The 25,934-nt window shown below is 70.9% G+C and carries 30 protein-coding genes, 12 tRNA genes and 1 pseudogene; 31 read left to right on the forward strand and 12 right to left on the reverse strand.

The genetic code is table 11. The features are described from left to right. Nucleotides 1-3: 3 nt before the first annotated feature. The 6 genes from AB0M56_RS36005 (at nt 4) to AB0M56_RS36030 (ending at nt 4,907) form a co-directional block, all read left to right on the forward strand. Complete coding sequence (locus AB0M56_RS36005) at nt 4-1,029, forward strand: LacI family DNA-binding transcriptional regulator (protein WP_364184731.1); 1,026 nt, start codon at nt 4-6, stop codon at nt 1,027-1,029. Nucleotides 1,030-1,145: 116 nt separating this feature from the next. Beyond that, the gene (locus AB0M56_RS36010; RefSeq protein ID WP_364184733.1) at nt 1,146-1,847 is read left to right on the forward strand and encodes a phosphatase PAP2 family protein; all 702 of its coding nucleotides are present in this window, start codon (nt 1,146-1,148) and stop codon (nt 1,845-1,847) included. A gap of 117 nt (nt 1,848-1,964) precedes the next feature. Next, nucleotides 1,965-3,350, forward strand: coding sequence for a UDP-N-acetylmuramate--L-alanine ligase (gene murC / locus AB0M56_RS36015; RefSeq protein WP_364184735.1), 1,386 nt, complete (start codon nt 1,965-1,967; stop codon nt 3,348-3,350). A 73-nt stretch (nt 3,351-3,423) separates the two neighbouring features. Then, the gene (locus tag AB0M56_RS36020) at nt 3,424-4,209 is read left to right on the forward strand and encodes a nucleotidyltransferase domain-containing protein (protein WP_364184737.1); all 786 of its coding nucleotides are present in this window, start codon (nt 3,424-3,426) and stop codon (nt 4,207-4,209) included. 72 nt (nt 4,210-4,281) lie between these two features. Then, the gene (locus AB0M56_RS36025; protein WP_364184739.1) at nt 4,282-4,647 is read left to right on the forward strand and encodes a hypothetical protein; all 366 of its coding nucleotides are present in this window, start codon (nt 4,282-4,284) and stop codon (nt 4,645-4,647) included. A gap of 20 nt (nt 4,648-4,667) precedes the next feature. Next, nucleotides 4,668-4,907, forward strand: a complete 240-nt coding sequence (locus AB0M56_RS36030; RefSeq protein ID WP_354869601.1) for a hypothetical protein — start codon at nt 4,668-4,670, stop codon at nt 4,905-4,907. Nucleotides 4,908-5,058: 151 nt separating this feature from the next. On the opposite strand, the gene AB0M56_RS36035 is transcribed toward AB0M56_RS36030, so the two are convergent. From AB0M56_RS36035 to ligD (AB0M56_RS36045), 3 genes are all read right to left on the reverse strand, one after another. Next, nucleotides 5,059-5,427: a DUF5313 family protein gene (locus tag AB0M56_RS36035; RefSeq protein WP_364184741.1), complete on the reverse strand. Its 369-nt coding sequence runs from the start codon at nt 5,425-5,427 to the stop codon at nt 5,059-5,061. Between the two features lie 91 nt (nt 5,428-5,518). Continuing rightward, nucleotides 5,519-6,382, reverse strand: a complete 864-nt coding sequence (gene ligD / locus AB0M56_RS36040) for a non-homologous end-joining DNA ligase (RefSeq protein WP_364184868.1) — start codon at nt 6,380-6,382, stop codon at nt 5,519-5,521. Then, nucleotides 6,382-7,326, reverse strand: coding sequence for a non-homologous end-joining DNA ligase (gene ligD, locus AB0M56_RS36045; protein WP_364184743.1), 945 nt, complete (start codon nt 7,324-7,326; stop codon nt 6,382-6,384). Before ligD (AB0M56_RS36045) ends, ligD (AB0M56_RS36040) begins: the two co-directional genes overlap by 1 nt. Before the next feature lie 212 nt (nt 7,327-7,538). On the opposite strand from ligD (AB0M56_RS36045), the gene AB0M56_RS36050 reads away from it, so the two are divergent. From AB0M56_RS36050 to AB0M56_RS36080, 7 genes are all read left to right on the forward strand, one after another. Further along, nucleotides 7,539-8,474: a dienelactone hydrolase family protein gene (locus AB0M56_RS36050; RefSeq protein ID WP_364184745.1), complete on the forward strand. Its 936-nt coding sequence runs from the start codon at nt 7,539-7,541 to the stop codon at nt 8,472-8,474. Next, complete coding sequence (locus AB0M56_RS36055; protein ID WP_220242138.1) at nt 8,459-9,247, forward strand: ABC transporter ATP-binding protein; 789 nt, start codon at nt 8,459-8,461, stop codon at nt 9,245-9,247. The genes AB0M56_RS36050 and AB0M56_RS36055 overlap by 16 nt, the downstream gene beginning before the upstream one ends. Continuing rightward, nucleotides 9,222-10,091, forward strand: coding sequence for an ABC transporter permease (locus AB0M56_RS36060; protein WP_364184747.1), 870 nt, complete (start codon nt 9,222-9,224; stop codon nt 10,089-10,091). The genes AB0M56_RS36055 and AB0M56_RS36060 overlap by 26 nt, the downstream gene beginning before the upstream one ends. Before the next feature lie 47 nt (nt 10,092-10,138). Further along, the gene (locus AB0M56_RS36065; protein ID WP_364184749.1) at nt 10,139-11,236 is read left to right on the forward strand and encodes an ABC transporter substrate-binding protein; all 1,098 of its coding nucleotides are present in this window, start codon (nt 10,139-10,141) and stop codon (nt 11,234-11,236) included. Between the two features lie 40 nt (nt 11,237-11,276). Continuing rightward, a complete protein-coding gene (locus AB0M56_RS36070; protein ID WP_364184751.1) occupies nt 11,277-12,455 on the forward strand; it encodes a CoA transferase in 1,179 nt (392 codons plus the stop codon). Between the two features lie 57 nt (nt 12,456-12,512). After that, nucleotides 12,513-13,130 (forward strand): TetR/AcrR family transcriptional regulator, encoded by a 618-nt coding sequence (locus AB0M56_RS36075; RefSeq protein WP_364184753.1) that lies wholly within the window; start codon nt 12,513-12,515, stop codon nt 13,128-13,130. 218 nt (nt 13,131-13,348) lie between these two features. Beyond that, nucleotides 13,349-13,531, forward strand: coding sequence for a VOC family protein (locus AB0M56_RS36080; RefSeq protein ID WP_364184754.1), 183 nt, complete (start codon nt 13,349-13,351; stop codon nt 13,529-13,531). Between the two features lie 25 nt (nt 13,532-13,556). Here AB0M56_RS36080 and AB0M56_RS36085 read toward each other — a convergent pair whose 3' ends face one another. Both AB0M56_RS36085 and AB0M56_RS36090 read right to left on the reverse strand, forming a co-directional pair. After that, on the reverse strand, nt 13,557-14,252 hold the full coding sequence (locus AB0M56_RS36085) for a type 1 glutamine amidotransferase domain-containing protein (protein WP_364184756.1): 696 nt from the start codon (nt 14,250-14,252) through the stop codon (nt 13,557-13,559). A gap of 103 nt (nt 14,253-14,355) precedes the next feature. Continuing rightward, nucleotides 14,356-15,429: a nitronate monooxygenase gene (locus AB0M56_RS36090; protein ID WP_364184758.1), complete on the reverse strand. Its 1,074-nt coding sequence runs from the start codon at nt 15,427-15,429 to the stop codon at nt 14,356-14,358. Between the two features lie 60 nt (nt 15,430-15,489). Here AB0M56_RS36090 and AB0M56_RS36095 point away from each other — a divergent pair, with 60 nt between their 5' ends. The 16 genes from AB0M56_RS36095 (at nt 15,490) to AB0M56_RS36170 (ending at nt 19,289) form a co-directional block, all read left to right on the forward strand. Further along, nucleotides 15,490-16,356, forward strand: coding sequence for a LysR family transcriptional regulator (locus AB0M56_RS36095; RefSeq protein ID WP_364184760.1), 867 nt, complete (start codon nt 15,490-15,492; stop codon nt 16,354-16,356). Between the two features lie 95 nt (nt 16,357-16,451). After that, nucleotides 16,452-16,625: a hypothetical protein gene (locus AB0M56_RS36100; protein WP_364184762.1), complete on the forward strand. Its 174-nt coding sequence runs from the start codon at nt 16,452-16,454 to the stop codon at nt 16,623-16,625. A 202-nt stretch (nt 16,626-16,827) separates the two neighbouring features. Next, nucleotides 16,828-16,912: transfer RNA gene (locus tag AB0M56_RS36105), tRNA-Tyr, on the forward strand. Between the two features lie 17 nt (nt 16,913-16,929). Then, a tRNA-Glu gene (locus tag AB0M56_RS36110) sits at nt 16,930-17,004 on the forward strand. Between the two features lies 1 nt (nt 17,005). After that, nucleotides 17,006-17,079: transfer RNA gene (locus AB0M56_RS36115), tRNA-Arg, on the forward strand. A gap of 13 nt (nt 17,080-17,092) precedes the next feature. Beyond that, a tRNA-Asp gene (locus tag AB0M56_RS36120) sits at nt 17,093-17,165 on the forward strand. A gap of 136 nt (nt 17,166-17,301) precedes the next feature. After that, a tRNA-Glu gene (locus AB0M56_RS36125) sits at nt 17,302-17,373 on the forward strand. 1 nt (nt 17,374) lies between these two features. Further along, nucleotides 17,375-17,448 (forward strand) — tRNA-Leu (locus tag AB0M56_RS36130). 40 nt (nt 17,449-17,488) lie between these two features. Beyond that, nucleotides 17,489-17,562: transfer RNA gene (locus AB0M56_RS36135), tRNA-Leu, on the forward strand. Nucleotides 17,563-17,567: 5 nt separating this feature from the next. Continuing rightward, a tRNA-Gln gene (locus AB0M56_RS36140) sits at nt 17,568-17,639 on the forward strand. Nucleotides 17,640-17,649: 10 nt separating this feature from the next. Beyond that, nucleotides 17,650-17,721 (forward strand) — tRNA-Gln (locus AB0M56_RS36145). A gap of 18 nt (nt 17,722-17,739) precedes the next feature. After that, nucleotides 17,740-17,829, forward strand: a tRNA-Ser gene (locus tag AB0M56_RS36150). Between the two features lie 32 nt (nt 17,830-17,861). Continuing rightward, nucleotides 17,862-17,951: transfer RNA gene (locus AB0M56_RS36155), tRNA-Ser, on the forward strand. Nucleotides 17,952-17,977: 26 nt separating this feature from the next. Further along, nucleotides 17,978-18,049, forward strand: a tRNA-Arg gene (locus tag AB0M56_RS36160). Nucleotides 18,050-18,298: 249 nt separating this feature from the next. Then, nucleotides 18,299-18,679 carry a hypothetical protein gene (locus tag AB0M56_RS36165; RefSeq protein ID WP_364184764.1) on the forward strand — a complete coding sequence of 127 codons (381 nt, stop codon included), beginning with the start codon at nt 18,299-18,301 and terminating at the stop codon, nt 18,677-18,679. 25 nt (nt 18,680-18,704) lie between these two features. Further along, a complete protein-coding gene (locus AB0M56_RS36170; RefSeq protein ID WP_364184766.1) occupies nt 18,705-19,289 on the forward strand; it encodes a uracil-DNA glycosylase family protein in 585 nt (194 codons plus the stop codon). A 9-nt stretch (nt 19,290-19,298) separates the two neighbouring features. On the opposite strand, the gene AB0M56_RS36175 is transcribed toward AB0M56_RS36170, so the two are convergent. From AB0M56_RS36175 to AB0M56_RS36190, 4 genes and pseudogenes are all read right to left on the reverse strand, one after another. Further along, nucleotides 19,299-20,210, reverse strand: coding sequence for a glutaminase (locus AB0M56_RS36175; protein WP_364184768.1), 912 nt, complete (start codon nt 20,208-20,210; stop codon nt 19,299-19,301). A 47-nt stretch (nt 20,211-20,257) separates the two neighbouring features. Further along, complete coding sequence (locus AB0M56_RS36180) at nt 20,258-20,413, reverse strand: hypothetical protein (protein ID WP_364184770.1); 156 nt, start codon at nt 20,411-20,413, stop codon at nt 20,258-20,260. A gap of 6 nt (nt 20,414-20,419) precedes the next feature. After that, nucleotides 20,420-20,536, reverse strand: a pseudogene (locus AB0M56_RS36185) (hypothetical protein); the annotation flags it as partial. A 15-nt stretch (nt 20,537-20,551) separates the two neighbouring features. After that, on the reverse strand, nt 20,552-20,707 hold the full coding sequence (locus AB0M56_RS36190) for a hypothetical protein (RefSeq protein ID WP_364184772.1): 156 nt from the start codon (nt 20,705-20,707) through the stop codon (nt 20,552-20,554). Between the two features lie 343 nt (nt 20,708-21,050). Here AB0M56_RS36190 and AB0M56_RS36195 point away from each other — a divergent pair, with 343 nt between their 5' ends. Further along, nucleotides 21,051-21,938: an alpha/beta hydrolase gene (locus AB0M56_RS36195; protein WP_364184774.1), complete on the forward strand. Its 888-nt coding sequence runs from the start codon at nt 21,051-21,053 to the stop codon at nt 21,936-21,938. 45 nt (nt 21,939-21,983) lie between these two features. On the opposite strand, the gene AB0M56_RS36200 is transcribed toward AB0M56_RS36195, so the two are convergent. From AB0M56_RS36200 to AB0M56_RS36210, 3 genes are all read right to left on the reverse strand, one after another. After that, a complete protein-coding gene (locus tag AB0M56_RS36200) occupies nt 21,984-22,622 on the reverse strand; it encodes a hypothetical protein (RefSeq protein WP_364184776.1) in 639 nt (212 codons plus the stop codon). Then, on the reverse strand, nt 22,597-23,385 hold the full coding sequence (locus AB0M56_RS36205) for a hypothetical protein (protein WP_364184777.1): 789 nt from the start codon (nt 23,383-23,385) through the stop codon (nt 22,597-22,599). Before AB0M56_RS36205 ends, AB0M56_RS36200 begins: the two co-directional genes overlap by 26 nt. Nucleotides 23,386-23,466: 81 nt before the next feature. Then, on the reverse strand, nt 23,467-25,227 hold the full coding sequence (locus AB0M56_RS36210; protein ID WP_364184779.1) for a sulfatase: 1,761 nt from the start codon (nt 25,225-25,227) through the stop codon (nt 23,467-23,469). Nucleotides 25,228-25,384: 157 nt separating this feature from the next. Here AB0M56_RS36210 and AB0M56_RS36215 point away from each other — a divergent pair, with 157 nt between their 5' ends. Next, nucleotides 25,385-25,816, forward strand: a complete 432-nt coding sequence (locus AB0M56_RS36215; protein WP_364184781.1) for an OsmC family peroxiredoxin — start codon at nt 25,385-25,387, stop codon at nt 25,814-25,816. Nucleotides 25,817-25,934: the final 118 nt, after the last annotated feature.

The raw sequence follows: 25,934 nt of genomic DNA on the forward strand, positions 1-25,934 counted from the left end.
CGCATGAGCGAGCGAACACCGGAGAGCACCCGGGAGCCGGGGGCCCGCCCGACGATCAGCGACGTCGCGCTGGCGGCCGGCGTCAGCAAGTCGACGGTCTCGCGCGCGCTCAACCCCGAGCACCGGTTCTTCCGCAGCCCGTCGGCGGCGCGGATCCGCGAGATCGCCGAGGGCGTGGGCTACGAGCCGAACCCTGTCGCGGCCAACCTGCGACGCCAGCAGACCAACACGTTCGGCGTGCTCGTGCCGCGGCTGACCGACACGGTGATGGCGATGTTCTACGAGGAGGTCGCCACGGCGTGCACGCGCCGCGGGTACCACGCGCTGGTCGCGACCTCGCACGACGAGCCGCAGCTGGAACGCGAAAACGGCCGGATGCTGCTCGGGCGCCGCGTCGACGGCCTGATCCTCACCACCGCACGCACCGAAGGTGGCTTCTGCCAGGAACTGCTCGAACGCGGGGTGCCGCACGTGCTGGCGATGCGCACGTTCGGCGACAGCGCCGCGGCCGTGGGCGACGACCGCCTCGGCGGCTACCTCGCCACGCGGCACCTGCTGGACCTCGGCCACCGCCGCGTCGCTCTGGTCGCAGGTCCGGCGTATGCGTCCAGCGCGCTGGGCCGCCGGGCCGGTTACGAGGACGCGTTGCGCGAAGCCGGCCTCCCGGCAGTGGTGCTGCCCTCGACGTTCAGCATGGAGAGCGGCGAGGACGCCGGGCGCGCCCTGCTCGCCCTCGACCCGCGCCCCACCGCGGTCTTCGCCGTGAACGACAACACCGCCGTCGGGCTGCTCTCGGCCGTGCAGCGCGCCGGTGTGCGCGTGCCCGAAGAGCTGTCCGTGGTGGGGTACAACGACATTCCGCTCGCCGCGCGCCTGCCGGTGCCGCTCACCACGATCCGGGTCCCGTTCACGGAGATCGCCGGTGCGGCCGTGGACCTGCTGATCGACGCGGGCGCCGGGGTGCCGGCCACCACGCGCCGGTTCGCGCCGACGTTGATCCCGCGGGGGACCACGCTGCGGGTGGGGTGAGGAGAGGCCCCGTCCGTCCACAGGGGACTGCTCCGTGCGGAACCAATGCGCAGTTGTTGCAGACCCATGACATTTCCCGGGCCCGCCGCGGACGAAGCGTTGGCAGGCTGGACGGGGTGAACAACCGAGTGCTCAGCATCGCCTGGCGGCTGGTGGCCGCCGTCCTCCTCGTCGTGGCGACGGGGGTGACGTACTTGCTGCTGGTCCGCACGGAGTCCGGTCAGGAGGCCGACCAGCGGGTCCTGGAGACGTTCGACCCGTCGTTCACCCGCGCCTCGGGGGAGGTGCCGCTGCCGCTGGAGGTCCCGGTGCCGGTGCTGTTCACCCTCGCGCTCGTGCTGGTCGTGGTGATCGGCCTGGTGCGGCGCGCGTACCGGCGCACGACGGCGGCCGTCGGGCTGCTGGTCGTGGTCGCGGGCTTCGCCCAGCTGCTCAAGGTCGCCCTCGACCGGCCGAACCTGGCCGAGCGCATCCACTCCACGAGCAACAGCTTCCCCAGCGGCCACGTGACGGTGGCGGCGATGAGCGTGTTCGCGCTGCTTCTCGTGCTGCCGCGTGTGGGGCGGTTCGTGGCGGCGCCACTGGGCGTGGCGTGGATCGTCGCGGTCGGCGTCGCGACACTCACCGTCGGCTGGCACCGCCCCAGCGACTGCCTCGGCGGTTTCTTCCTCGCGGCGGCCGGCTACGCGCTGGCCTCGGCGTGCGTGGTCGAGCGCCGCGGCCCGCGGCTGCCGGCCGACGCCACCACCGTCGTCCTCGCCGCGCCGCAGCCCGCGCCCGGGCACCCGGACCGGCAGCCGTTCTCCGTGCCGCGCTGACGGATCGGCACACGGCTGTTGCCTTGCCGCGACAGAGAGCGCGCGGTCCGGGGACATGCCGGCCGCACCCTCGAATCCGGGGACAGCGAGTCCTCACCGGACACAAGAGGGTGCGTGATGAACGAGCTGACCGTGCGGGACCTGGGCCACGTGTACCTGATCGGCATCGGCGGGGTGGGGATGTCGGGCCTCGCGGAGATCCTGCTGCGCCACGGGGTGCCGGTGAGCGGCAGCGAGGTGGGCGACCGGCCGGCCCTGGCGTTGCTGGAAGACCTGGGCGCCACCGTGCACCGCCGGCACTCGGCCGGGCACCTCTGGAACGCCGACACCGTGGTGTACTCCACCGCGATCCCCGACGACCACGTGGAGCTCGTCGAGGCCCGCGATCGGGGGCTGCCGCTGCTCCACCGGTCCGAGGCGCTCGCGGCGGTGCTGGCGGGGCGCCGCGCGATCACGGTCGCGGGGACGCACGGCAAGACCACCACCACCGCGATGATCACGATCGCGCTGCGCGCCGGTGGGGCCGACCCGTCGTACGTGATCGGCGGCGACGTCCGCACGCTCGGTTCCGGCGGCGTCGGGTCGGGGGAGCACGTCGTGGTGGAGGCCGACGAGAGTGACCGCTCGTTCTTCGCCTACACGCCCGAGGTCGCGGTGGTCACGAACATCGACTCCGATCACCTCGACACTTACGGCGACGTCGAGGGCCTGCAACAGGCGTTCCTCGACTTCTGCCGCCGCGTGCGCCCCGGCGGTTTCGTGGTGACCAACGCCGACGACGAGCGGTGCCGCCGCCTCACCTCGGCGCTGCGGGCGGAAGGCCGGACCGTGTACACCTACGGCGAGGCCAACGACGCCGACCTCGTCGTGGTGGGGCTTTCTTCGGTGACCACGGGGATCCGCTACGACGCCGTGCTCGACGGCGCCCTCGTCGGCGCGGTGCACGTGCCGGTGGTGGGCAAGCACCTCGGCCTCAACTCCGCGGCCGCGCTGCTCACCGCGCAGCGCCTCGGCATCCCCGGCGCGGCCCGCGCCTTACGCCGTTTTCCGGGCGTCCGCAGGCGGTTCGAGCTGCGCGGTGTCGCGCGCGGTGTGCGGGTGTACGACGACTACGCCTGCCACCACACGTCGATGGCCGCTTCGCTGACGGCGTTGCGGTCGGTCGCGCAGGAGCACCGGCTGGTCGTGGTGTGCCAGCCCAACCGCGCGTACCGCGTGCGGCAGTTCCTCGGCGAGATGGCCGATTCGCTGAGCCTGGCGGATCAGGCGGTGGTGCTTCCGGTGTTCGGCCCCGGCGAGACCGTCGCGGCGGGTTATGACGGCGAGGCGCTCACCGCCGCGATTCCGTTGCCGGAGAAGGACAAGGTGTACGCCGAGTCCGGCTCCGTCGCGTGTGCGGAGGTGGTGCGGCGCGTGCAGCGGGGCGACGTCGTGGTGACCATCGGGTCGCCCGAGATGGCGGCGCTGGCCGGCCGCATCGTCGAGGCGCTGCACGAGGGCTGAGCGCTTATTCGCGTGCCGGCCGGAGCGGTCTCGTGCTACTTTGCTCGACTTTGCTCCTGCCGAAAGGAAGGTCATGACCGTTCCCGCGCTGCACCGCGAGTTCCTTGACGACGTGCTCCCGAAGATCGGCCGCGACCCACGCGTGGCCGGGGTGGCCGTCGGTGGCTCGATCGCCCATGGCGAGCCCGACGTCTACTCCGACGTCGACATCCTCGTGGTCGTCGCCGATGAAGCGTTCGATGCGGTGATGGCCGAGAGGTTCGCGTTGATCGGCTCGTGGGTCGACCTCGTCGCGGGCTTCACCGGCGAGCACGTCGGCGAACCGCGGCTGGTCATCACCCTGACCGGGCCGCGCCTGCTGCACGTGGACTTCAAGTTCGTGCGGGTGGCCGATTTCGGCGAGCGGACGAGCGACCCGAAGATCCTGTGGGAGCGCGACGGAACGCTGACCCGGGCCCTCGCCGCCGCACCCCTCGCCAAGGAACCGCTGGACGAACAGTGGCTCGAAGACCGGTTCTGGGTGTGGGTCCACTACGCGGCCACGAAACTCGGGCGCGGCGAGCTGTTCGACGTGCTCGGATTCCTGGCGTTCCTGAGGGAAACCGTCCTGGGGCCGCTGATCGCCGCGCGCGCCGGCGTTCCTCCTCGAGGCGTGCGCCGGCTGGAGTTCGCCGCTCCGGAAGAGGCACGTGAGCTGCGGGCCACCGTCTGCGGGTACGACACGAAGGAAGCCGGGGCCGCGGTGCTGGCGAGTATCGAGCTGTACCGGCGCTGGCGCGGCGATGTCGAGCGGCGTGACCGGGCCGAGGAGCTGGCGGTGCGGTACCTCGCCGTCGTGCTGGAGTCGCGCGACAGGTAGCAGACACACTCGGGAGGGCTCCCGCCGTCCGTGGTTACCGTTCCCGGTGATCAACCGGAGGAGGGGTGCGTCGTGGGCGGGTGGCAGGTCAGGACCGCGCGGTGGGTGATGGCCGTGCAGGCCGTCGCGTCGATCGGGATCTGGGTGGTGCAGCTGCTCACGGTGCTCGAACGCCTCGACCACGGCCAGGACGTGCCGGGGCCGGTGTGGCTCGTGCTCGTGCTGAACCCCGTGATCGCGGTGCTCGTCGCCGTGGCCGCGGCGTTCCTGGCGCGGCACGCGTGGGCGGCGACGCTGGGGGTGGCCATGGAGGTGATCGGCGCGGTGAGCGCCCTGATCAGCGTGATCACCGGGTACTACCAGGCCGTGGTGGCGATCCTGCTGGCCATCGCCGTGATCACGCTGATCGTCCGCCGCCGGCAGCCTGCCGTCGTCTGAGCCCGGGAAGGGGTTCCGCCGTGTCACGTTTGCGCCTGGCCGCCGCGGCCGCCGCCGTCGTCCTGCTCGCCACCGGCTGCGCCGGGCCGCCACCCGAGCAATGCGACGAGTTCATGTGCGAAACCGTCGGCTACTGGCCCAGCACCGAAACTCAGATCGAAAACGGTTTCGTCGCCGTGCTCAGCGCCCTCGGCGTCGTCCCGATCGTGCCGCGCAGTGCCAACGGCCCGGCGCGGCGCACCGTCACCATCGGCGGGTAGCGCTTCAGCTGGTGGCGACGAAGCCGAGGATGGCGACGAGCGCGATGAAGACCATGCCCACCCCACGAACGACCGGCGCCCACGCCGGCACGGGCACGTGGGTCCCGGAGAGAGGCCGGGGCGGGTGGCGTGACAGGGCCCTGCCACGGCGTCACGGCCAGGTTGCGGCACCGCCGCGACGTTTCCGGACTTCTTTGCCGGTGTTCGGGGGGAAGCCGTGCCTGGCGAGACGCACTTCGGCGAGCTCGTCGGCGCTGCCGAGGGTGAGGAACAGGCCCAGCACCAGCGCCATCAGCAACCCGAGCAGAACCAGACCCGCCGGCAGCGGCGTGAGGAACACCAGCAGCAGGAACCCGGCGGTGAGCCAGGGCAGCGCCTCGAAGAACACGCGGAGCGCGAACCGCAGCACCCAGGTCCGGGCGGTCGCGTCGTGCAGCACCCACGGACGGTACTCATCGGGCAGCCGCGCGCCGTAGACGTAGCGCAGCCACCGGATCGGGCCTGGCCGTGGGCTGACCATGACACCAGTGTCGGCGCGGTCGGCGAGATCTGTCCACCTGGTGCCGGCGTCGCTCAGGTGTTCTGCCCGCCGGGCGCCGGTGCGATGCGCGTCAGCCCAGCGAAGCCAGCGCCGCCTCCGCGGAACTCGCGTGCTTCCCCAGATCTCGCCACGGGTCGGCCTTGCGCGCCAGACGTTGCTTCTGCTTCGCGGGCGGCCAGCCGTCCGGGTCCGCCTTGCCGAGCTCGCGCCAGTCGAGCGGAGTCGCGGCCGCCGCGCCGGGGCGTGCGCGCAGGGAATACGGCGCGACGAACGTCTGGGCGTAGCCGTTGCGGTTGGCGTCGAGGAAGATCCGGTCGCCGCGGCTGTCCTTGCGCTGCGCCGTGGTGAGGTGGTCCGGGTCCTCATCGGCCACGCGATCGGCGAGCGCGCGGGCGAGTTCGAGCACGACGTCGGTGTCCGAGCGGGCGTCGAGCGGGGCGAGGACGTGGAAGCCGCGGCCGCCGGTCGCCTGCACGAACGCGGTGAGGCCGGCCTTCTCGTAGTGGCCGCGGATCCTGCGCGCCACCTCGCGCAGGCGCGCCACGGGCGTGCCGTCCGGCGGGTCGAGGTCGAGCACGAGCCGGTCCGGTTGCTCCGGGTTGTCCACAGCGGACAGCCACACGTGGAACTCCACCGTGCCCTGACCGGCGAGGTAGACGAGGGAGTCGGCGTCATCGCAGACCACGTACTCGTCGGAGCCCCCGCCGCGCCGCGGCACGCGTTCGACGTGCAGCCACTCCGGGAAGTGCTCGCCGGGGTGCTTCTGGAACCAGCCCTGGCCGTCGATGCCGTCGGGGTAGCGGCGCAACGTCAGCGGCCGCCCGCGCAGGTGTGGCAGCATCACATCGGCCACCGCCCGGTAGTGCTCGACGACGTCGCCCTTGGTGATCCCGTCCGCGGGGTAGAACACCTTGTCGGGATGGGAAACTTCGATCACGGCTTCTCCCGCACCACGTCGGCCGGCTTCTTGTCGTCGCGCAGGCCCAGGAACCGCGGGTGCCGCAGCCGCCCGTCGCGCGTCCACTCCGAGAACCCGATCTGCGCCACCAGCTCCGGCCGCACCCAATGCGTCCCCTGCTCGCGCACAGCATCCGAGAACGGCGACCGGCCCGCCTCGAACCCGCGCAGCTGATCGTGCAACGACGCCAGCAGCTTTTCGTCGAACCCGGTGCCGACCTTGCCGGCATAACGCAGCTCGTGGCCTTCGTAGTAGCCCAGCAGCAGCGCGCCGAAGCCGTGTCGCGCGCCCTGCGGGTCGGTGAACCCGCCGACCACGAGCTCCTGACCGTGGGCGCACTTGAACTTCAGCCAGTCCGCCGACCGCCCCGAGTGGTACGGCGCGTCGGCCCGCTTCGCGATCACGCCCTCCCAGCCGCGCCGGCAGGCCTCCTCGAAGAACTTCTCACCGTCGGTGTTGCGGTGCGCCGACAACCGCAGTGGATCCGTGAACTCGAACGCGTCTTCGAGGAGGGTCTTGCGTTCGCGCAGCGGCAACGGCGTGGCGTCGTGCCCGTCGAAGTGCAGCAGGTCGAACAGGTAGTAGTACACGCGCACGCCGGTCGCCCTCGCCCGCGCGGGATCCGTGAGGTGGATACGCGGCTGCAGCGCGGCGAAGCTGGTGTTGTCCCCGTCGAAGGCCACGATCTCCCCGTCCGCCACGAACCGCGGACCGCCCTGCCGATCAAGCGCCTCGACGAGCTCCGGGTAGGCGTTGTCCATGACCTTGTGATTGCGCGAATACAGCGTCGGAGTACCGCCGTCGCGCACGCAGATCGCGCGCACGCCGTCGAGCTTGCGCTCGAACATCCAGCCTTCGTCGGAGAACCGGCGGTCGGTCAGCGTCGCGAGGGTCGGTTCTCGCCAGCCCGGGGTGCTCATCGCGTTTTCCTTTCGACACCTCGCTTCGGAATGCCCGGCCCGTGGTCGTTCGAAACCCCAGCTCAGTACGGTGCGGAGCCGTCGGTGCTCTCGTCCTGGTGCTCACTGCGCAGCCACGGAGAGTGCTCGCGCCCCGTGACTTCCGCGACGAGTCTTGTCAACGTCCGCTAATTAGCATTACGTTACTAACAAGTCGCTAGTTAGGAGCCAGCGTGGGCTGCAACGAGCACCCGGACCCCCGGTGGGCCCGGCCGGGACGCCATCGGGTCGTCACGAGCGAAGTCGACGAATGGGCGACCGCGGACGGGCAGCGGGTCGCCGTTTTCGCGCAAGAACCGGACGGTGCCGGGGAAAAGCCGGTCGTCGTCCTGTGTCACGGACTGGGCGGGAGCCACCGCGGGTACGCGGGCCTCGGCCACCACCTCGCGTCCCACGGCTACGCGGTGCTGCACCCGCAGTTCCGCGACGCCTTCGAGCTCGCGGGTCCGGCGCTCGGCCTGTCCGGTGTGGACGAACGAACTTGGGCCGCGGATCCCGTGGCCAAGCAACGGATGCACGCGCTGCTGTTCGACCCGGAACACTGGCTGTCGCGGGTCGACCGGGTGCACGCGGTGCTCGACGCACTCGCCGCCAAGCCGAACCTGAGGCCCGACCACGTACTGCTCGCCGGGCACTCGTTCGGCGCCTACACTGCCCAGCTCCTCCTGGGCACGCGCCTGTCCGGCCACAAGACCTTCACCCACCCGGCCGTCGCAGGCGGAATCTTGTTGTCACCGCAGGGAAGCGGCGACCGCGGGCTCACGCCGGGCTCCTGGCACGAGGTCGAACTGCCCCTGCTGGTCGTCACGGGCACGCGTGACTTCGGCGCCCGCGGCGAGGGCGTCGAATGGCGCCGCGAGCCGTACGACCGGGCGCGCTCGCGGTTCAAGCACCTCGCCGTGGTCCACGACGGCGATCACCAGCTCGGCGGAATCCCACACCACGCCACCGCGAACAGCCCGACGGCGGCCGCGATCTCCGCGGTCGCCACGGCGTTCGCCGACCACGTGCACGGCGACCGGGCCGCGGGGGAGTGGCTCGCGAGCGCACCCTTTCCGACGATCCTCGACCACACCCACCAAGAGGAGGCCGCATGTCCGACGTCGTGATCAGCGCGACAGGCGTCGAGCGGACGTTCGTTTCCCGCGGCCACGCGGTCCACGCACTGGGCCCGGTCGACCTGACCGTCGAAAGAGGACAGTTCGTCGCCATCGTCGGCCCGTCCGGTTGCGGGAAGTCGACGTTGCTGCGGATCGTCGCAGGGCTGGCCGCGCCTTCGGCCGGCGAGATCGTGATCGACCGTGCGGACGCGGATTCGCCGCTGTGCTCGATGGTCTTCCAGGACTACGGCATCTTTCCCTGGAAGACCGTGCTCGCCAACGTGCGGCTCCCGCTCGACATCGCGGGCGTCTCGCGGCCGAGGGCGAACGAGGTGGCCCGCGACTGGATCGAGCGCGCCGGCGTCTCCGGCTTCGAATCCGCCTACCCGGCCACGCTTTCCGGCGGCATGCGCCAGCGCGTGGCCCTGGCCCGGGCGTTCGTGGCGAATCCCGAGATCCTCCTGATGGACGAGCCGTTCGCCGCGCTCGACGCGCAGCTGCGCCTGGTCCTGCAACAGGAGCTGTTGCGGGTGTGGGAGGCACACCGGCGCACCATCCTGTTCGTCACCCACGCCATCGACGAGGCACTGTTGCTGGCCGACCGCGTCGTCGTCATGTCCTCGCGCCCCGGGCGCATCCTCGACGACATCGAGGTCCCGTTCGCCCGGCCGCGCACCCGCGCCGCGCGTTCGGCGGCCGAGTTCGGCGCCCTCGAAGACCACATCTGGCGGCTCCTGAAAGGTGAGGTGGAAGAACGTGAGCACGCTCATGACGTCGCATGAGGAGCTCGGAGGTCGTGAGCTCGTCCGGCGCACGCCCGGTCCCGCCGAGCTGGCGCCCCAGCGGCACGCCCGGCGCCGCCGCGGCGTGACCCTCACCCTGGCCTGGGCGACCCCGGTGCTGATCGTCGTGGTCTGGGAGCTCACCGCGCAGTTGGGCATCCTCGACACCCGGTTCTTCCCGGCCCCCAGCGTGATCTGGCAGGCGGGCGTGCAGTCCATTCAGGACGGCGTGATGACCGACGCCATCGTCGACACCGTCCGCAAGCTCGTGATCGGCTACGGGATCGGCGTCGTCGCGGGCGTGGCGCTCGGTGTCCTCCTCGGACTGTCGTGGATCGCCCGGGCTGCGCTGGAACACACGCTGGTCGCGTTGTACACGCTGCCGAAGCTGGCGCTGTTCCCCGTGTTCTTGCTCATCTTCGGCCTCGGTGGTCTGCCGCAGATCGTCCTGGTCGGCGTGTCCGTGTTCTTCATCGTCGTACTCGCTTCCACCGCCGCGGTGCTGTCGGTCGAGCAGGGCTACCGCGACGCCGCGGAAGTACTCGGCGCGAAACGCACCCAGCTGCTGCGCCACGTGATCCTCCCCGCCGCGCTGCCCGCCATCGCGACGTCGATCCGGCTGACCGCGGGCATCGGCATCCTCGTGATCGTCGGCATCGAGATGGTGTCGGGCGACAGCGGCCTCGGCTACCTGATCTTCCAGCGCTCCCAGGTGTTCGACCCCGCGACGATGTACGCCGGCGTGATCATCGCCGGGGTGATCGGCGTGGCCTTCACCGGCCTCGTCAGCCTCGCGCTGAAGTTCGCCGTCCCCCAGCAGCGGCCGCGCCTGCGCCGGTCCTGAGTCCCTCCCCGTCCCCCACCCCTTCCCGTGTTTTCCTCAGGAGAGCCATGTCCAGAACCACCCGGGCGCTCTGCGCCACCGCCGTCACGGCCGGCCTGGTGTTCGCGAGCGCGTGTGCCCCGTCGTCGCAGCAGAACCAGGCCACCGACGCCAAGCAGGTGTCCGTGCTGCCGGCCGGCGTGAGCCTGTCGGGCAAGGCCGGCACGCCCGCGCCGAAACCGCTGGCGCAGCGGGCTTCGCTCAAGGTCGGCATCCCGTCCAAACTGGAGCTCGAAGCGCCGGCGCTGCTCGCCCAGGTCTACGGCGAGTTCGGCAAGGAGAACCTCGACGTCACCTTCGTCACCGACACCGTGCCGAACCTGCTCACGTTGCTGGGACAGGACAAGATCGACCTCGTCTACGCCGGCGCGCAGGCACTGGTCTTCAACGCGCTGCGCCACGGCGTCCCGATCCGCTGGGTCTCCGGCGTCGCTTCGTCCTCGCCGGACAGTGGCGTCTACATGAGCACCAAGTACGGCAGCAAGGCGAACGACTTCAACCCGGCTTCGTTGAAGGGCAAGAACATCGGCGTCAACCCCGGTGGCCTGGCGGCTCCGTCGGAGTACGGCTTGTACGACCTGATCACCAAGGGTGGCCTCAAGCCCGGCGACGTGCGGATGACGCCGTTCAGCGACATCGCCGCGATGGTCCAGGCGCTCAACAACGGCTCGATCGACGGTGCCACTCTCGGCCCGCCGTTCACCGCGAGCATCAAGCCGGGCACCGCGTTCAACGCCGAAGGCGGGTACCCGGACAGCATGCAGATCGCCGGCTACTTCGCGACCACCGACCTGCTCGGCGAACACCGCGACGCGGGCGTCGCGTTCTTCCGCGCGGTGGAGCGGACCGTGAACACGCACCTGTCCGGTGACTACCACCAGGACACCGACGTGATGACCAAGATGGCCCAGCAGCTCGGCACGACCGTGGACACGCTGCGGATCGCGCCGTCGGTGCCGTTCGACTTCAACGTGCCCGCCGAATCGGTGGCGAGCCTGCAGAAGATGTACCAGGCCGTGCCGAACACGCTGCAGATCGACTCCCCGGTGAAGCCCGAAGAGCTGATCGACCTGTCGCTCGTGATCGACGCGGCGCAGGGCAAGTGAACCCCCGCATCCCGACGCGAGCACGGAGGACAACCACACGATGAGCGACGCGCTGGCCGGTGTCCGGGTCCTCGACGCCGCGACCGTCCTCGCCGGACCGGTCTCGGCGACGATCCTGGGCGACTTCGGCGCCGAGGTGGTCAAGATCGAAGACCCGAAGGTCGGCGACTTCACCCGCGGCGGCGGGCGGTCGCCGGGCTGGCTCCAGGAGGGGCGCAACAAGAAGTCCGTGGCGCTCGACCTCCGGACGTCCGAAGGGCAGGCCGTGTTCCACCGGCTCGTGCCGCACTTCGACGTGGTGGTCACGAACTTCCGCCCGCCGACGCTCGAGCGTTACCGCATGCTGCCCGAGCACCTGCAGCCCCTCAACCCGCGGGCGATCCTGCTGTACCTCACGGGGTTCGGGCTCACCGGGCCCTACCGCGACCGCGGTGCGTTCGACCGGATCGCGAGTGCCTACAGTGGACTGACCTACGCCACGGGCGAGCCGGAGCGGCCGCCGGTGCGCAGCGGATACTCGGTGATCGACTACATGAGCGCCTACCTCGCGGCGTTCTCGGTCGTGTCCGCGCTGTACCACCGCGATCACGGTTCGGGCTCGGGCCAGGTCATCGACCTGGCGCTGTACGAGGCGGCGTTGCGGTCCAGTGAGGACTCGGTGACCGCCTACGGCCTCGACCGCCAGGTCCGGGAACGGCTGGGCAACAAGAACCCGGCCATCGTCCCGGCGTCGGACTTCGTGACCTCCGACGACCGCCGGGTGTCGCTGCACGCGGGCACCGACTCGTTGTTCCGGCGCCTGTCCGCCGTGATGAACCGGCCCGAGCTGGCCGACGACCCGCGCTTCGCCGACCGCCCCGCCCGGATCCGCCACCAGGACGAGCTGTACCCGCTCATCAGCGAGTGGGTCTCACGGCTGACCGCCGACGAGGTGGTGAAACTGCTGAGCGACGCCGACATCCCGGCGTCACCGATCATGAGCGTCGCCGACCTGATGAACGACCCGCACTGCCGGTCCCGTGGCTCCGTGATCACCGTGGACGACGCGGAGTTCGGCGAGGTCCCGATGGTCGCGCCGCTGCCGCACCTGAGCGCGACTCCCGGCAGCGTCCGCTGGGCCGGCACGACGTTGGGCGCGCACACCGAAGAGGTGCTCGGCGGCCTGCTGGGCCTGTCCACCGCGGAGCTCGACGCGTTGCGGAGCCGGGGTGTCGTGTGAGCGATCACTAGACTGGGAGGTCGGAGGCAGGTGAGCAGAGCGCACACGGGAGATGATGTGAACGACACCGCCGGGCAGGCGTCGAGCCGGCGCGGGCGCGACCGGGCCCGCACCGAGGCCGACCTCCTCCAGGCGACTTTTGATCTGCTTCAGCGCGACGGGATCTTCGCCGGGCTGAACCTGCAGGAGGTCGCCGACCGCTCCGGGGTGAACCGCGGCCAGATCTACCAGTACTTCGGCGACCGGCGATCGCTGCTGAGGGCGGCCGTGGCCCATCGAGCCCGGGAATGGGCGGTCGGCGCGAAACGGCATTGGGAGGCGTCGTTCCTCGGCCGGCGCAAGGCGATGTTCCGCAGCGCGCTCGCGAACCCGGCACCCACGCTGGTCGAGGCCCTGCTCGCGATCGACGGCGACCCGGACTACCACGCCCTGCCCGAGATCGAGAAGACGAGAGCCGCCCTCCAACGCGACCAGGCCACCGGCGCCCTGCCCGCCGACGGCGACGCGATCGCGATGCACGTGTTCATGGTCGCGGCGTACAAGGGTTACCTCATCTTCCGCGAGGCGCTCGCGCGTGACGTCGGCGTGCCGGTCGAGGAGCTCGACGCCCGCGTGCTGGCCGTGCACGATCAGGTGGCCGGGGCGATGACCGAGGGCGACCCGCGGGACCGATGAGTTTTCGCGGCGGTGGTCTATCCCTCTGCCAGCCGTCGAGAGGAGTGGTTCCGTGGAGCTGTACACGATCATGTGCGTGAGCGACCTGCCCCGGGCCCTGGAGTGGTTCATCGCGTTCCTGGGCCGGCCCGCCGACGAGGTCATCGGCGAGGAGCACCTGTGGCAGCTGGGCGAAGCCGCGTGGCTCGTGGTCGACGCGCGGGAGGCGCGCCGAGCGTGTGGGCCGGGCGGTGGTCACCATCGGCGTCACCGATCTCGACGAGATCTTCACCCGCCTCGCCACGCACGGCATCACACACGAACCCGTCGAGACCTACGCCAACGGCGTGCGCCACGTCGTGGTCCTCGACCCGGACGGGAACAGCCTCTCGCTCGCGCAGGCGCCGGCGGAGCCCGCGTAGCCGCGCACCCCGCCGGCGTTCGGGCCTACTTCAGGGCTTTGAGGAGTTCCTGGGCCAGCGGCGCGGCCGAGGCGGGGTTCTGTCCCGTGTAGAGGGTGCGATCGACGACCGTGTACGGCTGCCAGTCCGGCCCGCGCTCAAACGCGACGCCGAGCTTGCCCAGCTCGTCCTCCAGCAGCCACTTCGCCTTCGGGCCCAGGCCGACCGCGTTCTCCTCGTCGTTGGTGAACCCGGTGACGCGGTAGCCGGCGAACGGTGACTCGCACCGCTCGTCGCGCGTCGCCAGCAGCGCGGCGGGCGCGTGGCACACCACGGCGAGCGGCTTGCCCGATGCGAGCGCGGCGTTGAGCAGGGCACCGGAGTCGGCGTCGTGGGAGAGATCCTCCATCGGACCGTGGCCGCCGGGGTAGTAGACGGCGTCGTAGTCCGACAGGTTCACGTCCGTGAGCACGATCGGCTCGCGCAGTTCGCCGGCGGACTCGAGGACCTGCGCGAGCTTCGCGGCCTCTTCCGCACCGCCGGCCATGTCCGGGTTCAGGCTGCCCTGGTCCACGGTCGGCACCACGCCGCCCGGGGTCGCCACCACGATCGTGTGGCCCGCGTCCTTGAGCGCGGCGTACGGGGCGGCGAACTCCTCGGCCCAGTACCCGGTCGGATGCCGAGTTCCGTCGTTGAGCGTCCAGTGGTCGGCGCCCGTCATGACGAACAGGACTCGTGCCATGGTTCTCGTTCTCCTCTGGTCGATCGGGGGTTGCCTTGGTGGGGTACCCGTTCCGGCGGCCGGCGACCTGTCGCCGAGCTCACCCGTCCGGTTGACGGGTGGGTCAGAGCCGGGGGGAGAGCCGCGTGAGGATGTCGGCCGCGGGTTCGGCGGTGGCGTGCCGGTAGCCGGTGCCGGCCCACAGGTTGACGCGCTCGGGGTCGCCGGCCCGCACGGCCGCCTTGCGCAGCGCGCTGGTCAGGTGGTGCAGGGCCGGGTACCCGGCGGGAGCTTCGGACGAGTGGTCGTCGGTGAACGTGTTGCGCAGGCCCCGCGCCGGGCGGCCGGTGAACGCGCGCGTGACGACAGTCTCCCGGCGGGCCGGGTCGGCCAGCGCTTCGCGGTGGGGCTTCGACGCGCCACTCTCGTCGGACCGCAGCAGCACGGTGCCGACGGCCACGGCGGTGGCACCGGCGGTCAAGGCTTCGGCCACGGCCTCGGGAGTGGCGAGCCCGCCGGCGCCGACCAGGGGCAGCGACACGGCGGCCCCGACCTCGCCGAGGAGCCGCGGCAGCGGGACCGCCGGCGGGACGCGGTCGGGCGTGAGCGTGCCCGAGTGCCCGCCCGCGGCCGCGGCCTGTACGAGCAGGAGATCCGCACCGGCGTCGGCGGCCGGCCGGGCCTCGTCGGCGGAGGTCACGGTCTGCGCGACCAGCGTGCCCGCGCGGCGAAGCCGGGCGAAGACCGACGCGTCCGGCAGCCCGAAGGTGAAGCTGACCAGCGGGACGGGGCCGGCCAGCAGGAGGTCGAGCTTGGCCTCCCAGTGGTCGTCGTCCTCGGTGATCGCCTTCGGGAGGTCGAGGCCGTAGCGGTCGGCGTCGGGCCGCAGCGCGCGGGCGTAGCGGCGATAGGCGTCCGGGTCGACGGGCACCGGGTTGGGGGCGAACAGGTTGACCCCGAACGGGATGCCCAGCGCGCGGACCTGCGCGATCTGCTCGGCGAGGGCTTCGGCCGTCTTGTATCCGCCGGCGACGAAGCCGAGGCTCCCGGCGCTCGCCGCCGCGGCCACCAGGGCGGGCGTGGTACCCCCGCCCGCCATCGGCGCCGCCAGGACCGGCGAGGTCACCCCGAGCCCGGACAGCGAGCCATGCATGTCGAACGCCTTCTCTCTTCGCCGCGTGAACCCCTTCGGCTCCACGCTAGGCACCCGCGGCCGCGTTGGGAAATGCCCGTCCGGCCGCGGCTATGCTCTGCGGGCATGGTTGAGGGCACACCGGCCGGCATCGAAATCCGGCACCTGCGCGGGTTCGCGTCGGTGGCCCGGCTGGCTTCGTTCACGCACGCGGCCCAGGAGCTCGTCATCACCCAGCCCGCGCTCAGCCGGACGGTGCGCCAGCTCGAGGAGCTGCTGCGCGTCACCCTGCTGGACCGCTCGTCGCGGCACGTGGAGCTGACGGAAGCGGGCCGCGCGTTCCTGGAGCACACCCAGCGCGTGCTGGCGGAGCTCGACCGAGGCGTCAGCGCGGCGCGGCGCCGGGGCACCGTGAAGCTGGGGTTCAGCTGGCTGCTGCCCACGCCATGGGCGCAAGAGACCGTGGCGCGGTTCGAACACGCCACCGGCAGTTCGGTCGACCTCGTGCGCATCGACGACCCGCTCGCGGCGGTGCAGCAGGAGAAGGTGGACGTCGCGCTCGTACGCGGGCAGGTGCGTTCGTCGCGGCTGCAGGTCGTGCAGCTGTTCGACGAGGACCGGGTCGCCGTGTTCGCGGAGACGTTCCCGCTCGCCGGCCGGGCGGAGCTGGCGTGGGGCGACGTGCCGAACTGGCCGCTGGTGGTCAACGTCGTCAACGGCACCACGGGCCCGTGGTCCTGGCCCGAGGGGCAGCGGCCGCAGACCGTCGTCGAGACGGCCAACTTCGACGAGTGGATCGAGAGCGTCGCCGCGGGGCGCGGGAGTGGTGCCCCAGGTCGCGGTGCGGCGCAACATCCACCCCACGGTGCGGTTCCTCCCGATCGTCGGTGCGCCGGCGATCCCCGTCGCGCTGGCGTTCCTGCCGAGCGCGAACGGGCCGGTGCTCCGGCAGTTCGTGGAAGCGGCGCTCGGACGGTGAAATCGGTCCGGTAATAAAGATTGACACCCGGGTGCGGGTTCGCGATTATGTGATGGAGCTGAACGCAAGAGCTCATCGGAACCAGTACAGAAACTCAGAAGGAGCCATCGTGGCGAGCATGGAGAAGCGAGGGTCGCAGCGCCGTTATCCGGGCGATCTGCGCGATGCGCTGTGCTCGTCGGATGCGCTTCGATCAGCCGCGCCGCGCATGCCGCAAGAGCGGCTCAGCAGCTCGATGCTGCCTGAAGCGCGGCTGCTGAGCATCGGGGGCTCCCCACCGTGACGTCGTCGACGTCATGACCGGGAGCCGCCCATCGGGAAACCGATTCGGGCGGCTTTCTCTATTTCGTGCACCCACAATTGGTGGGATATCCATTTCGTTGATGTGCTGCGCTCATTTTGTTGGCGCGTGTTCTTTCTCGACTACCTGGTCTTTGTCAACTACACAGCGGAGCAGAAACACGCTCGCCGGCCGCGGCGAGCACGGTGGGACTGGGCACAGGTGAGCCCACCCGGCTGTAACCCGGACGCCCTACAGCGGCTTTGACGGTTCGACTCCGTCCCCCACCACCGACACACCAAGACAAGGCCGATGCGACTGCTGGCTAGGTCACCGCCCCTTCAAGGCGGAGGACCGGGATCGATACCCGGATCGGCTGCCACACCCCTGTAGCTCAGCTGGACAGAGCGCCGGATTACGAATCCGGAGGTCCCAGGTTCGACTCCCGGCAGGGGTACGCAGGTTTTCAGGCTCACGTGGCCCAGCGGCCAGGGCAGCTCCTTGTCGAGGAGACGATCGCGGGTTCGAGTCCCGTCGTGAGCGCGCGCCCGGCACCCGAGGGGGGTGCCCGGCCGACGAGTGCGAGGGAGACGGGAACCCATCCGCTTCGGGAGCGGAAGACACCGCGTTCGACTCGCGGGCACTCGACTGAGGTTGATCAAAAGACTGTCACCACCACGGCGCGTTGGTCCAGCGGAACGGACACCGGCCCCTCAAGCCGAAGACGCGGGTTCGACTCCCGCACGCGCTACGCGGTTGTAGCCCAACCGGCAGAGGCACCTGGTCGAGCGCCAGGCCAGTCGGGGTTCGAATCCCCGCAACCGCACGCAGCTGCATCGAAGACGGGCCCCGCGCGGGGACCCCACGCCCTCGTAGCCCAACCGGCAGAGGCACCGGACCCAGGCTCCGGACAGTCCAGGTTCGACTCCTGGCGAGGGCACGCTTTCCCGGGTGGTGTATCCGGCAACACGGCGGATTTTGGTTCCGCAGAGCCAGGTTCGAGTCCTGGCCCGGGAGCACCACGCGATGCCCGTTCGTCCAACCGGCAGGACTCCGGACTCTGGATCCGGCAACCGAGGTTCGAACCCTCGACGGGCAGCCGGGCACCGCAGGACGAGGAGGGCCGGCCGAGTGGCAAGGCAGCGGATTGCTGATCCGTGGTCCGGGGCGCGACGTCCCGGCGCGCGTTCGATCCGCGCGCCCTCCGCGTACGACGGCGGCACGGTGCCGCCGGGCCAGGGAGGATTGGCCGAGTGGTAAGGCAGCCGTTTCGAAAACGGTGGTCGGGTGTGCTGAGCACCCGCGTGGGTTCGACTCCTGCATCCTCCGCACCTCGCCGGCGCGAACCCGGCGAAGCCCTCGTGGTCCAACGGACACGACTCCGGCGTCCGAAGCCGGGAACGCAGGTTCGACTCCTGCCGGGGGCACCGCGGCACACCGCGACGCGCGGGGCCCAGTGGCCGGCCGGGGCTCATATCCCCGGATCACCTGGATCGACACCAGGACGCGCGACCGAACTCTGCTCCGCTGGTAGTCGCGGGCTCCTTCGTGGGCCGAGGCCGAACTCGGCCCTGCGAACGAGGTTGGCTGCGGCTGCCCTCGTTCGCAGGGCCGAACTTCGCTGTCCGGACCTTTCCATTGTGCAGCAAGGAAAACCGGCTCTAAAAGTCCGGACCGTGAACAAATCCGACAACCGGTCTCACGGCACCGTCCTCGGAGCCTTCCGGCTCTACGCCGTGTCGCCCGTCGTCGCCATCGTCGGCGCGGTCGTGCTCGTCGCGGGCAAGCAGGCCGTGCGGGTGGAGCTGTGGGACGCCGAGCCGCCGGCGGCGCACGGCGAATGGGACCAGGTCCTCGCGGTCGTGTGCGACCTGGCCGATCAGGTGCGCCTGCAGTCCGTCACTGCCGCCATGTCGCCCGACGTGCGCACCCTGGCCCGGCCCGGTCCGCACCACGCCCGGGTGCACGAGGGCGGCCGCGCCGCGACCACGGAGCTGGCCGAGGGGACGTTCGCCGAGCGCGTCGAACGCTGGCTGATCCAGCTCTGGCCTGCGTGAGGGGCCCGGATATTCTCGCCGGACCATGACGAACCTCGACCGGATCCGCGCCGACCTCATCGCCGACCCCGACAACGCGTGGGCGAAGGAAGCCGGTTACGAGCCCCTCTACACCGCGGAGCCGTCGGCGAAGGTGGCGCTCATCGGGCAGGCGCCCGGGCGGAAGGCGCAGGAGAGCGGCATCCCCTGGAACGACGCCAGCGGCGTGAAGCTGCGTGGCTGGCTCGGGGTGACCGACGAGGAGTTCTACGATCCCGGGCTGTTCGCGATCGTGCCGATGGACTTCTTCTACCCCGGCAAGGCGGCCTCCGGTGACGCGCCGCCGCGCCGCGGGGTTGCGGACAAGTGGCACCCGCGGATTTTCGCCGAGCTGCCCGAGATCCGGCTGACGGTGCTCGTCGGCAGCTATGCGCAGAAGCACTACCTGCACGCCGGGCGCGGGTGGAGCCTCACGGAGACCGTCCGGTCGTTCCGCGACTACCTGCCGTCGACGATCCCGCTCGTGCACCCGTCGCCGCTGAACGTCGGGTGGCACCTGCGGAACCCATGGTTCGAGCAGGAGGTCGTGCCGGAGCTGCGGATGCTGGTGGCGGCCGCGTTGAAGTCCTGAGCGGAGGCATCAGAAGATGCTGAGCCCCGTGACGTTGCCGAACGTCTCGAGCGCCATCGCCGCGGACACGGAGTTGCCCTTCTCGTCGAGCCCCGGCCCCCACGCCGCGATCGCGCAGCGGTCCGGCACGATCGCGAGGATCCCCCCGCCGACACCGCTCTTGCACGGCAGCCCCACGCGGTACGCGAACTCGCCGGCGGCGTCGTAGGTGCCGCAGGTGAGCATGATCGCGTTGATGCGCCGGGCGTCCTGCTTCGACAGCAGGCGCGTGCCGTCGCGACGGACGCCGTGGCGCGCCAGGACCAGCCCCGCCCGGGCGAGCTCGACGCACGAAGCCATGATCGAGCACTGGCGGAAGTAGTGGCCGAGCATCTCGTCGACGGGGTTGAGGACGTTGCCGAAGTCGGCCATCAGGTAGGCCAGCGAACGGTTGCGGTTCCCGGTGCGCGTCTCGGACTCGGCCATCGCCGGGTCGTAGGTGAGGCCGGGGTTCCCGGTCTCCGCGGCCAGGAACGCGCACAGGGCACCACAGGCGTCGCCGGTGTCCGCGAGGAGCTGGTCGGTCACCAGCAGCGCGCCCGCGTTGATGAACGGGTTGCGCGGCACGCCGCGTTCGATCTCCAGCTGGATCAGCGAGTTGAACCGCGTACCCGACGGCTCGCGGTTGACGCGCTTCCAGATCGACGCGTCGTCGTGCCCGAGCACGTGCGCGAGCGCGAACGCCTTCGAGATGCTCTGGATCGAGAACGGCACCTCCGCGTCGCCCACCTGGTGCAGCTCGCCGTCGACGGTCGCCACCGCGAACCCGAACTGGCCCGGGTCCACGCAGATCAGGTCGGGGATGTAGTCCGCCACCTTGCCGGCCCCGATGTGGGGCCTCGTGGCCGCCCAGACCTCACCGACAGCGCGCTCGTAGTCCACCGGCCGCCCTTCCACACGTGATCACGGCGGCTCCGATGATGTCACGGCTACTGCGGGTCGTCGCCTGCCCAGGTCCAGTGGGGGACCTCGCGCAGGGGGTGGAGGTCGGCGGCCGTCTCGGCGTGGGAGTTCTGCAGGGCGACCCGGGAGCCGAACTCGACGTGTTCGCGGACTGCGTCGTGGAACGGCGCGTCGCGGGGCATCCCCGCGGTGTCGAGGGCCGCGAGGTAGAGCTGGACGAACCGCTGCCGCTGGGCTTCGGTGATCTTCAGTCCCCGGTGGACGGAGATCAGGTGCGCGAACCCCAGCTCGCGCGAGAAGCGGTCCGGCCCGCCGAACGACTAGGCCGTGAACGACGTCAGGTGCTCGACGTGCCGCGGCTGTCCCGCGCCGAACAGCGGCTGCAGCAGTGGATCCGCCAGCACGCTGTCGTAGAACACCTGCTCCAGCCGGTGCAGGGCGGCTTCACCGCCGGCGTGCTCGAACAGTGAGGGCATGCGCCCAGCGTAGGGCGGGTATCGGACATGATGGGCAATTGCACCGGCCGGCTTGGCCGGTGCTGAACCGCCTCGTCCCGACCGCAGCGAGCGACTGGCCGCCCTCACAAGCGTCACAACAGCCTCGGTAAACGCGGTGGCCACGAACTGATCACAGTCTGTTCTCCGAAGAGCTTGAAGTGGTGGTTCTTCACCTTCGCCCCGGTCGGAGTACTCAACTTGGTCTTCACCGTCGCGACGGCGCGCCGGCCTGAGGCCGGCACGATGCACCGGCCGATCCTGGCCCGCGACGAATCGAGGTCGAGATACAGTCGATCATGAAGCCGCCCCACCGGAGGTCTCGATGAGTGTTCCCTTGCCGGAGAAGTTCGGGTACCAGCGGGTCGACGCGGGGGGCGTGCGGATCAACTGCGCGGTCGCCGGGGAGGGGCCGCCGGTGTTGCTGCTGCACGGTTATCCGCAGACGCACCTGATCTGGCACCACGTCGCGCCGCGGCTGGCGGAGGAGTTCACCGTGGTGCTGACCGATTTGCGCGGGTACGGCGACAGCGACAAGCCGGCCGGCGGCGACCATGAATATGCCAAGCGGGCCATGGCGGACGACCAGCTCCAGGTCATGGCGAAACTGGGCTTCGACCGTTTCTCCGTCGCCGGGCACGATCGTGGCGGGCGGGTGGGGCACCGGCTCGCGCTCGACGCGCCCGAAGCGGTGAAGGCGCTGGCGGTGCTGGACATCGTCCCCACGCGGTACGCGTTCCAGCACGCCGACAAGGACTTCGGACTGGGCTACTACCACTGGTTCTTCCTCGCCGCCGGCAACGGGATCCCCGAACGGCTGCTCGCCGGCGACCCCGAGTTCTGGGTCACCTCGCGCATGAACTCCCGCCACGACGGCGGCGCGCCCTTCGATCCCGCCGCCGTCGCCGAGTACGTGCGGTGTTTCTCCGCGCCGGAGGCGATTGCCGCTTCGTGTGCGGACTACCGCGCCGCGGCGGGCATCGACCTCGAGCACGACGACGCGGACGCGGCAGCGGGCCGGCTCGTCACCAGCCCGCTGCTGGCGCTGTGGGGGAGCGGCAGCTTCGTCGGCCGTTCCTACAACGTGCCCGCCGCGTGGCGCGAGTACGCGACGGACCTGCGCACGCTCGCCGTCGAGAGCGACCATTACCTGCCGGAGGAACAACCGCACGTTGTCACCGAAGCATTGCGGGACTTCTTCGCGGAGACCTAAGCCGCAGAGGGACGCCACCGCGGCCACCCTGGGTTCAGCTTCGGCTCAGAACCGGCCGAGGCCGTGCGGCGAGCCGAGGCCGGTCGGGCCGTCCCAGCCGGGGCCGGCCTGGCACACCTTCGGGCCCCAGCCCAGCCCCTGGCAGACCGACGGTGCCGCGCCGTCGGTCGTGACGTCGTGGAACGCCGAGGCCGGCGCGCCGTACAGCGCGCTCGGGCCCGTCGCCCCGGTGGTGTGGCCGCTGCTGCGTACGTACCACGCGGCCACGAACGGCGACGAAGCGCTGGTACCGCCGCTGACGATCCAGTGCTGCGGCTTGCCCGTGAAGGGCGCGTAGGTGTCGTACACCGCCGGGCCGTTCGCCGGGTTGGCGATGGCGGCGACATCGGAGGACGCGCGGTGCCCACCGCAGTTCGCGGTGATCGAAGCGGGCTGGCCTGCGGCGGGCGGGAACGTCCGGGCGCACTCGCCGCCGAGGTTGTGCCACGCCTGCTCCGTGAACTTCGTGCGCGCCGCGTCGACGGGTTTCAGCGCCGTGCCCCCGACGCCGACCGCCCACGGCAGGTCGGCGGGCCACGTGTAGAAGCTCGTGTCGGCCTTGCTCTTGGCCGAAGCCGAGACCGAACCCGAAACCGCCGTCGCGTCGGTGCTGCCGACGTCACCGATCGACGCGAACAGCGGCACCCCCGGGTGGTTCAGGGCCTTGCTGTAGGGCGCGTCGATCGTGGCCGAGTCGAGGACCTCGATGTCGCTGAGGCGCACGGCGTTCGCGCCGAGGCGGACCGCCCGTCTGGTAGGCCGTGGCGTAGTCGGCAGCCTTCTCGTCGGGATCGAGCTCACCGGTCGCGTCGAGGTCCGGCGTCTGCACCACCGTGATGCGACAGGCCGGGCACGCCGCCGAGGCCATGTCGACGTCGAGCGACGTCTCGACGGCCCAGTCCTCCTCGGATTTCTTGAACTCGTCGGTGGTCCCGGGCCGCACCGGCGGCCCGCCGTGGAAGTCGGTGATCGTGAGGCACCCGCTCGCTGTCGTGCACGCGGGCAGCCCGTACTGCTTGCGGTAGACGGCCAGATCCGACTCCAGGTGCGTGTTCGCGCCCGCGCTGATCACCGCGATCGTGCCGTTGCGCCCGACTCCCGCGGCCGGCAGCGAGTAGGTGCGCGCGAGGTCCGTGGCCCCGAGACCGACCGGAGTCGTCGTCGACAACGCTTTCGCCGAGCCGGGGCTCTCGGTGACGACGGCGGCCTGGCAACTGGCCGCACACGCGGTCCGCACGCCGTGGTCGCTCAGGAAGGTGCCGTCGTGGATCTGGGCCTGAAGTCCCGTGATGTCCGAAGTGCCGGGTGCGGCCTCCGCCGGGGCGCCCGCCACGGTCATCGCCGCGAGCACCGGCAGCGCCGCGGCCACGGCGAGGGCCCGCCTGATTGTGACTTTTCCCTTGTACAAGGACGTTGCGCCTCCCAGGACGGTCGGCGGCGCCACCGCCGCCACGCGGGCCCATCCTGGGTGACGATCTTTCGGATCCTGTCAGGAAGTTGTGTGGATCTTCGGCTGCGACAGCTCCGCGTCGAGTGAGCGCAGGGTTCGGGCCGTCAGGCTGGGGGTCGTGGCGGCCAGTTCCCACACGGACAGCGTCGCGACGGAGGCGGCGAAGTCGGCGTTGGCGAGCATCGGCAGGTGGCGCACGAGGATCTCGTGGGCGTCTGGGGCCAGTGAGCCGATCGGGGTCAGGACGGCGGAGCCGAGCTCGGCCGCCGGTGGGAGGTCCTCGAGTACGGCGAGGGCGTTCTCGCGTTGGGCGCGGACGAGGAGGTGCTCGCGCGTGACAGGGCCGTCGGCGGGCAGGCCGAGTCGTTCGAACTGGGACGGGGGTGCGTCGGCGGCTCGCATCAGCTCGACGAGGTGGGTGGCCATGGTGAGTTCGAGGTCGTCGTCGAGGAGGGGGTGGGTTTGGCCGGGGTCGGTTTCGAGGTCGAACAGCAGGGTGCCGAACGCGTGCGGGTCGCCCCAGGCGTAGCCGGGCATGCGCAGTACGGGGGCGCCTTTGGTGAAGGGCAGGGGCGGGATCAGCTCGGCGTCCCGCAACTCGGCGGGGGAGAAGCGGGTGTTCATGTGGGTGGGCATGAGGGTGTGTTCGAACAGCGGCGCGTTGGCGGGGGTGGCCGAGGCTCGCAGGTAGACGTAGCGGCCGTCGGTGACGTTGACGTGGGCGCCGAAGCTGCCGAACAGGCAGGCGTCCCGCGTGGTGGAGCCTGTCAACGGGAGGCCTTGCATGTCGGCAGGCCTTGCTACGCCGAAGAAGTCGAGCAGTGTCGGTCCGAAGTCGACGGTCTGCACGAGTTCGGCCCGGCGCTCGCCGCGGGCGCCGCTGCGCGGGTCCCAGGCGAACAGGGGCGTGTGGATGTTCTCGTCGTACCACGGCTGGACGTTCTTGCCCCACCAGCCGTGCTCGCCGAGCAGCAAGCCGTGGTCGGTGCAGACGATGAGGAGGGTGTCGTCCCACAGCGCGTGGGTGTCCATCGCGTCGAGGACGCGGCCGAGGGAGCTGTCGCACATGGACAGCAGGGCGCGGTACTCGTCGCGGACCTTCAGCGTGTCGCCGGGCTGTTCGGTGACCCTGCGGTAGCCCGGCCAGTCGTACTCCGGGCCTTCGTGAGTGAGGGAGTACCGCGCGCGGTGGTCCTCGGTGGCGACGAACGGTTCGTGCGGGTCGAAGCACTCGATCTGGAGGAACCAGCCCTGCTCGCCGGCGTTGGTGTCGAGGAACTCCAGGCCGGCGTCGACGGTGAGTGTCTGTGGGTGCTGCCCGGGTTTGAGGAAGTGCTGCCGGTTCACCCAGTGCTGGCGGATCATCGCCGACGCCCGCCGCGCCCCGACCGCCGGTTCCGGCATGTCGGGGTCCGCGACCTGGCCCTTCCAGCGGTCGCCTTCCTGGCCGCGGAAGAACTCGTAGGTGTCGAAGCGGTTGTGGTAGGTCGCGCCGCCGTCTTCCCAGTAGTGCTGGTGATCCGTGACGAGGTGGGTGTGGACGCCGTTGCGCGAGAGCAGTTCGGGCACCGAGTCGTCGAACGGTTCCAGCGGCCCCCAGGAGCGGTGGAGGAAGTTGTACCGGCCGGTGTGCAGCTCACGGCGCGCCGGCATGCACGGCATACTGCCCGCGTAGCAGTTGTCGAACGTCACGGCCGCCTCGGCCAGCCGCTCGAACTGCGGCGCCTGCACACCCGTCGCCCCGTACGGCGGCAGGTACCGGCGGTTGAGCGTGTCGAAAAGGACGACGATCGCGCGCATGGGCCGGGCTCCTCCTCAGGTGGGTGCCACCGCGCCCAGCCTAGGGAACCCGTGGGACGGCAGCGGCCGAACTTTGGCGAACGCGGCCCCCGACTGATTGACTGTGGCTGCCCGGCTCTGCCGGGCATCAGACACCCAAGACGATTCTGGAGGACGCATGCCCGTCTCTAAGGCGCACGCGAACTGGAACGGCGACCTTCCCACCGGGTCCGGGCAGTTCACCGCCGGGGGAGGAAGCATCAGCGGGAGCGTGACCTTCAAGTCGCGCTTCGAGGACGGCCCCGGGTCGAACCCGGAGCAGCTTATCGCCGCGGCGCACGCGTCGTGCTTCTCGATGGCGCTGGCCAACACGCTGGCGAGTGCGGGATTCCCGGCCGAGTCGATCGAAACGGACGCTTCGGTCACCCTACGCCCGGTGGACGGCGCGCCGACGATCATCAAGGTCGAGCTCGTGACGGAGGGCCGCGTGCCCGGTGTCAACGAGGAGCAGTTCAAGGAGTACGCGGCGCAGGCCAAGGCCGGCTGCCCGGTCAGCCGCGCGCTGGCGGGCGGTCCCGAGATCACCGTGCAGGCGTCGCTGGCCGGCTGAGCCGTGCGAGCGCTCGCTCCCGCGCGGGGCGAGCTCTCGGCCAGCCCGGGGCTGCCCCGACGCGTCCCGACAGCGAGACCGGCCGGTTTCCGGCAGGCGGGCCTGGACCGCCCCGGTG

This window comes from Amycolatopsis sp. NPDC051372 (assembly GCF_040682095.1).
In the GTDB taxonomy this organism is placed as follows: Bacteria; Actinomycetota; Actinomycetes; order Mycobacteriales; family Pseudonocardiaceae; genus Amycolatopsis.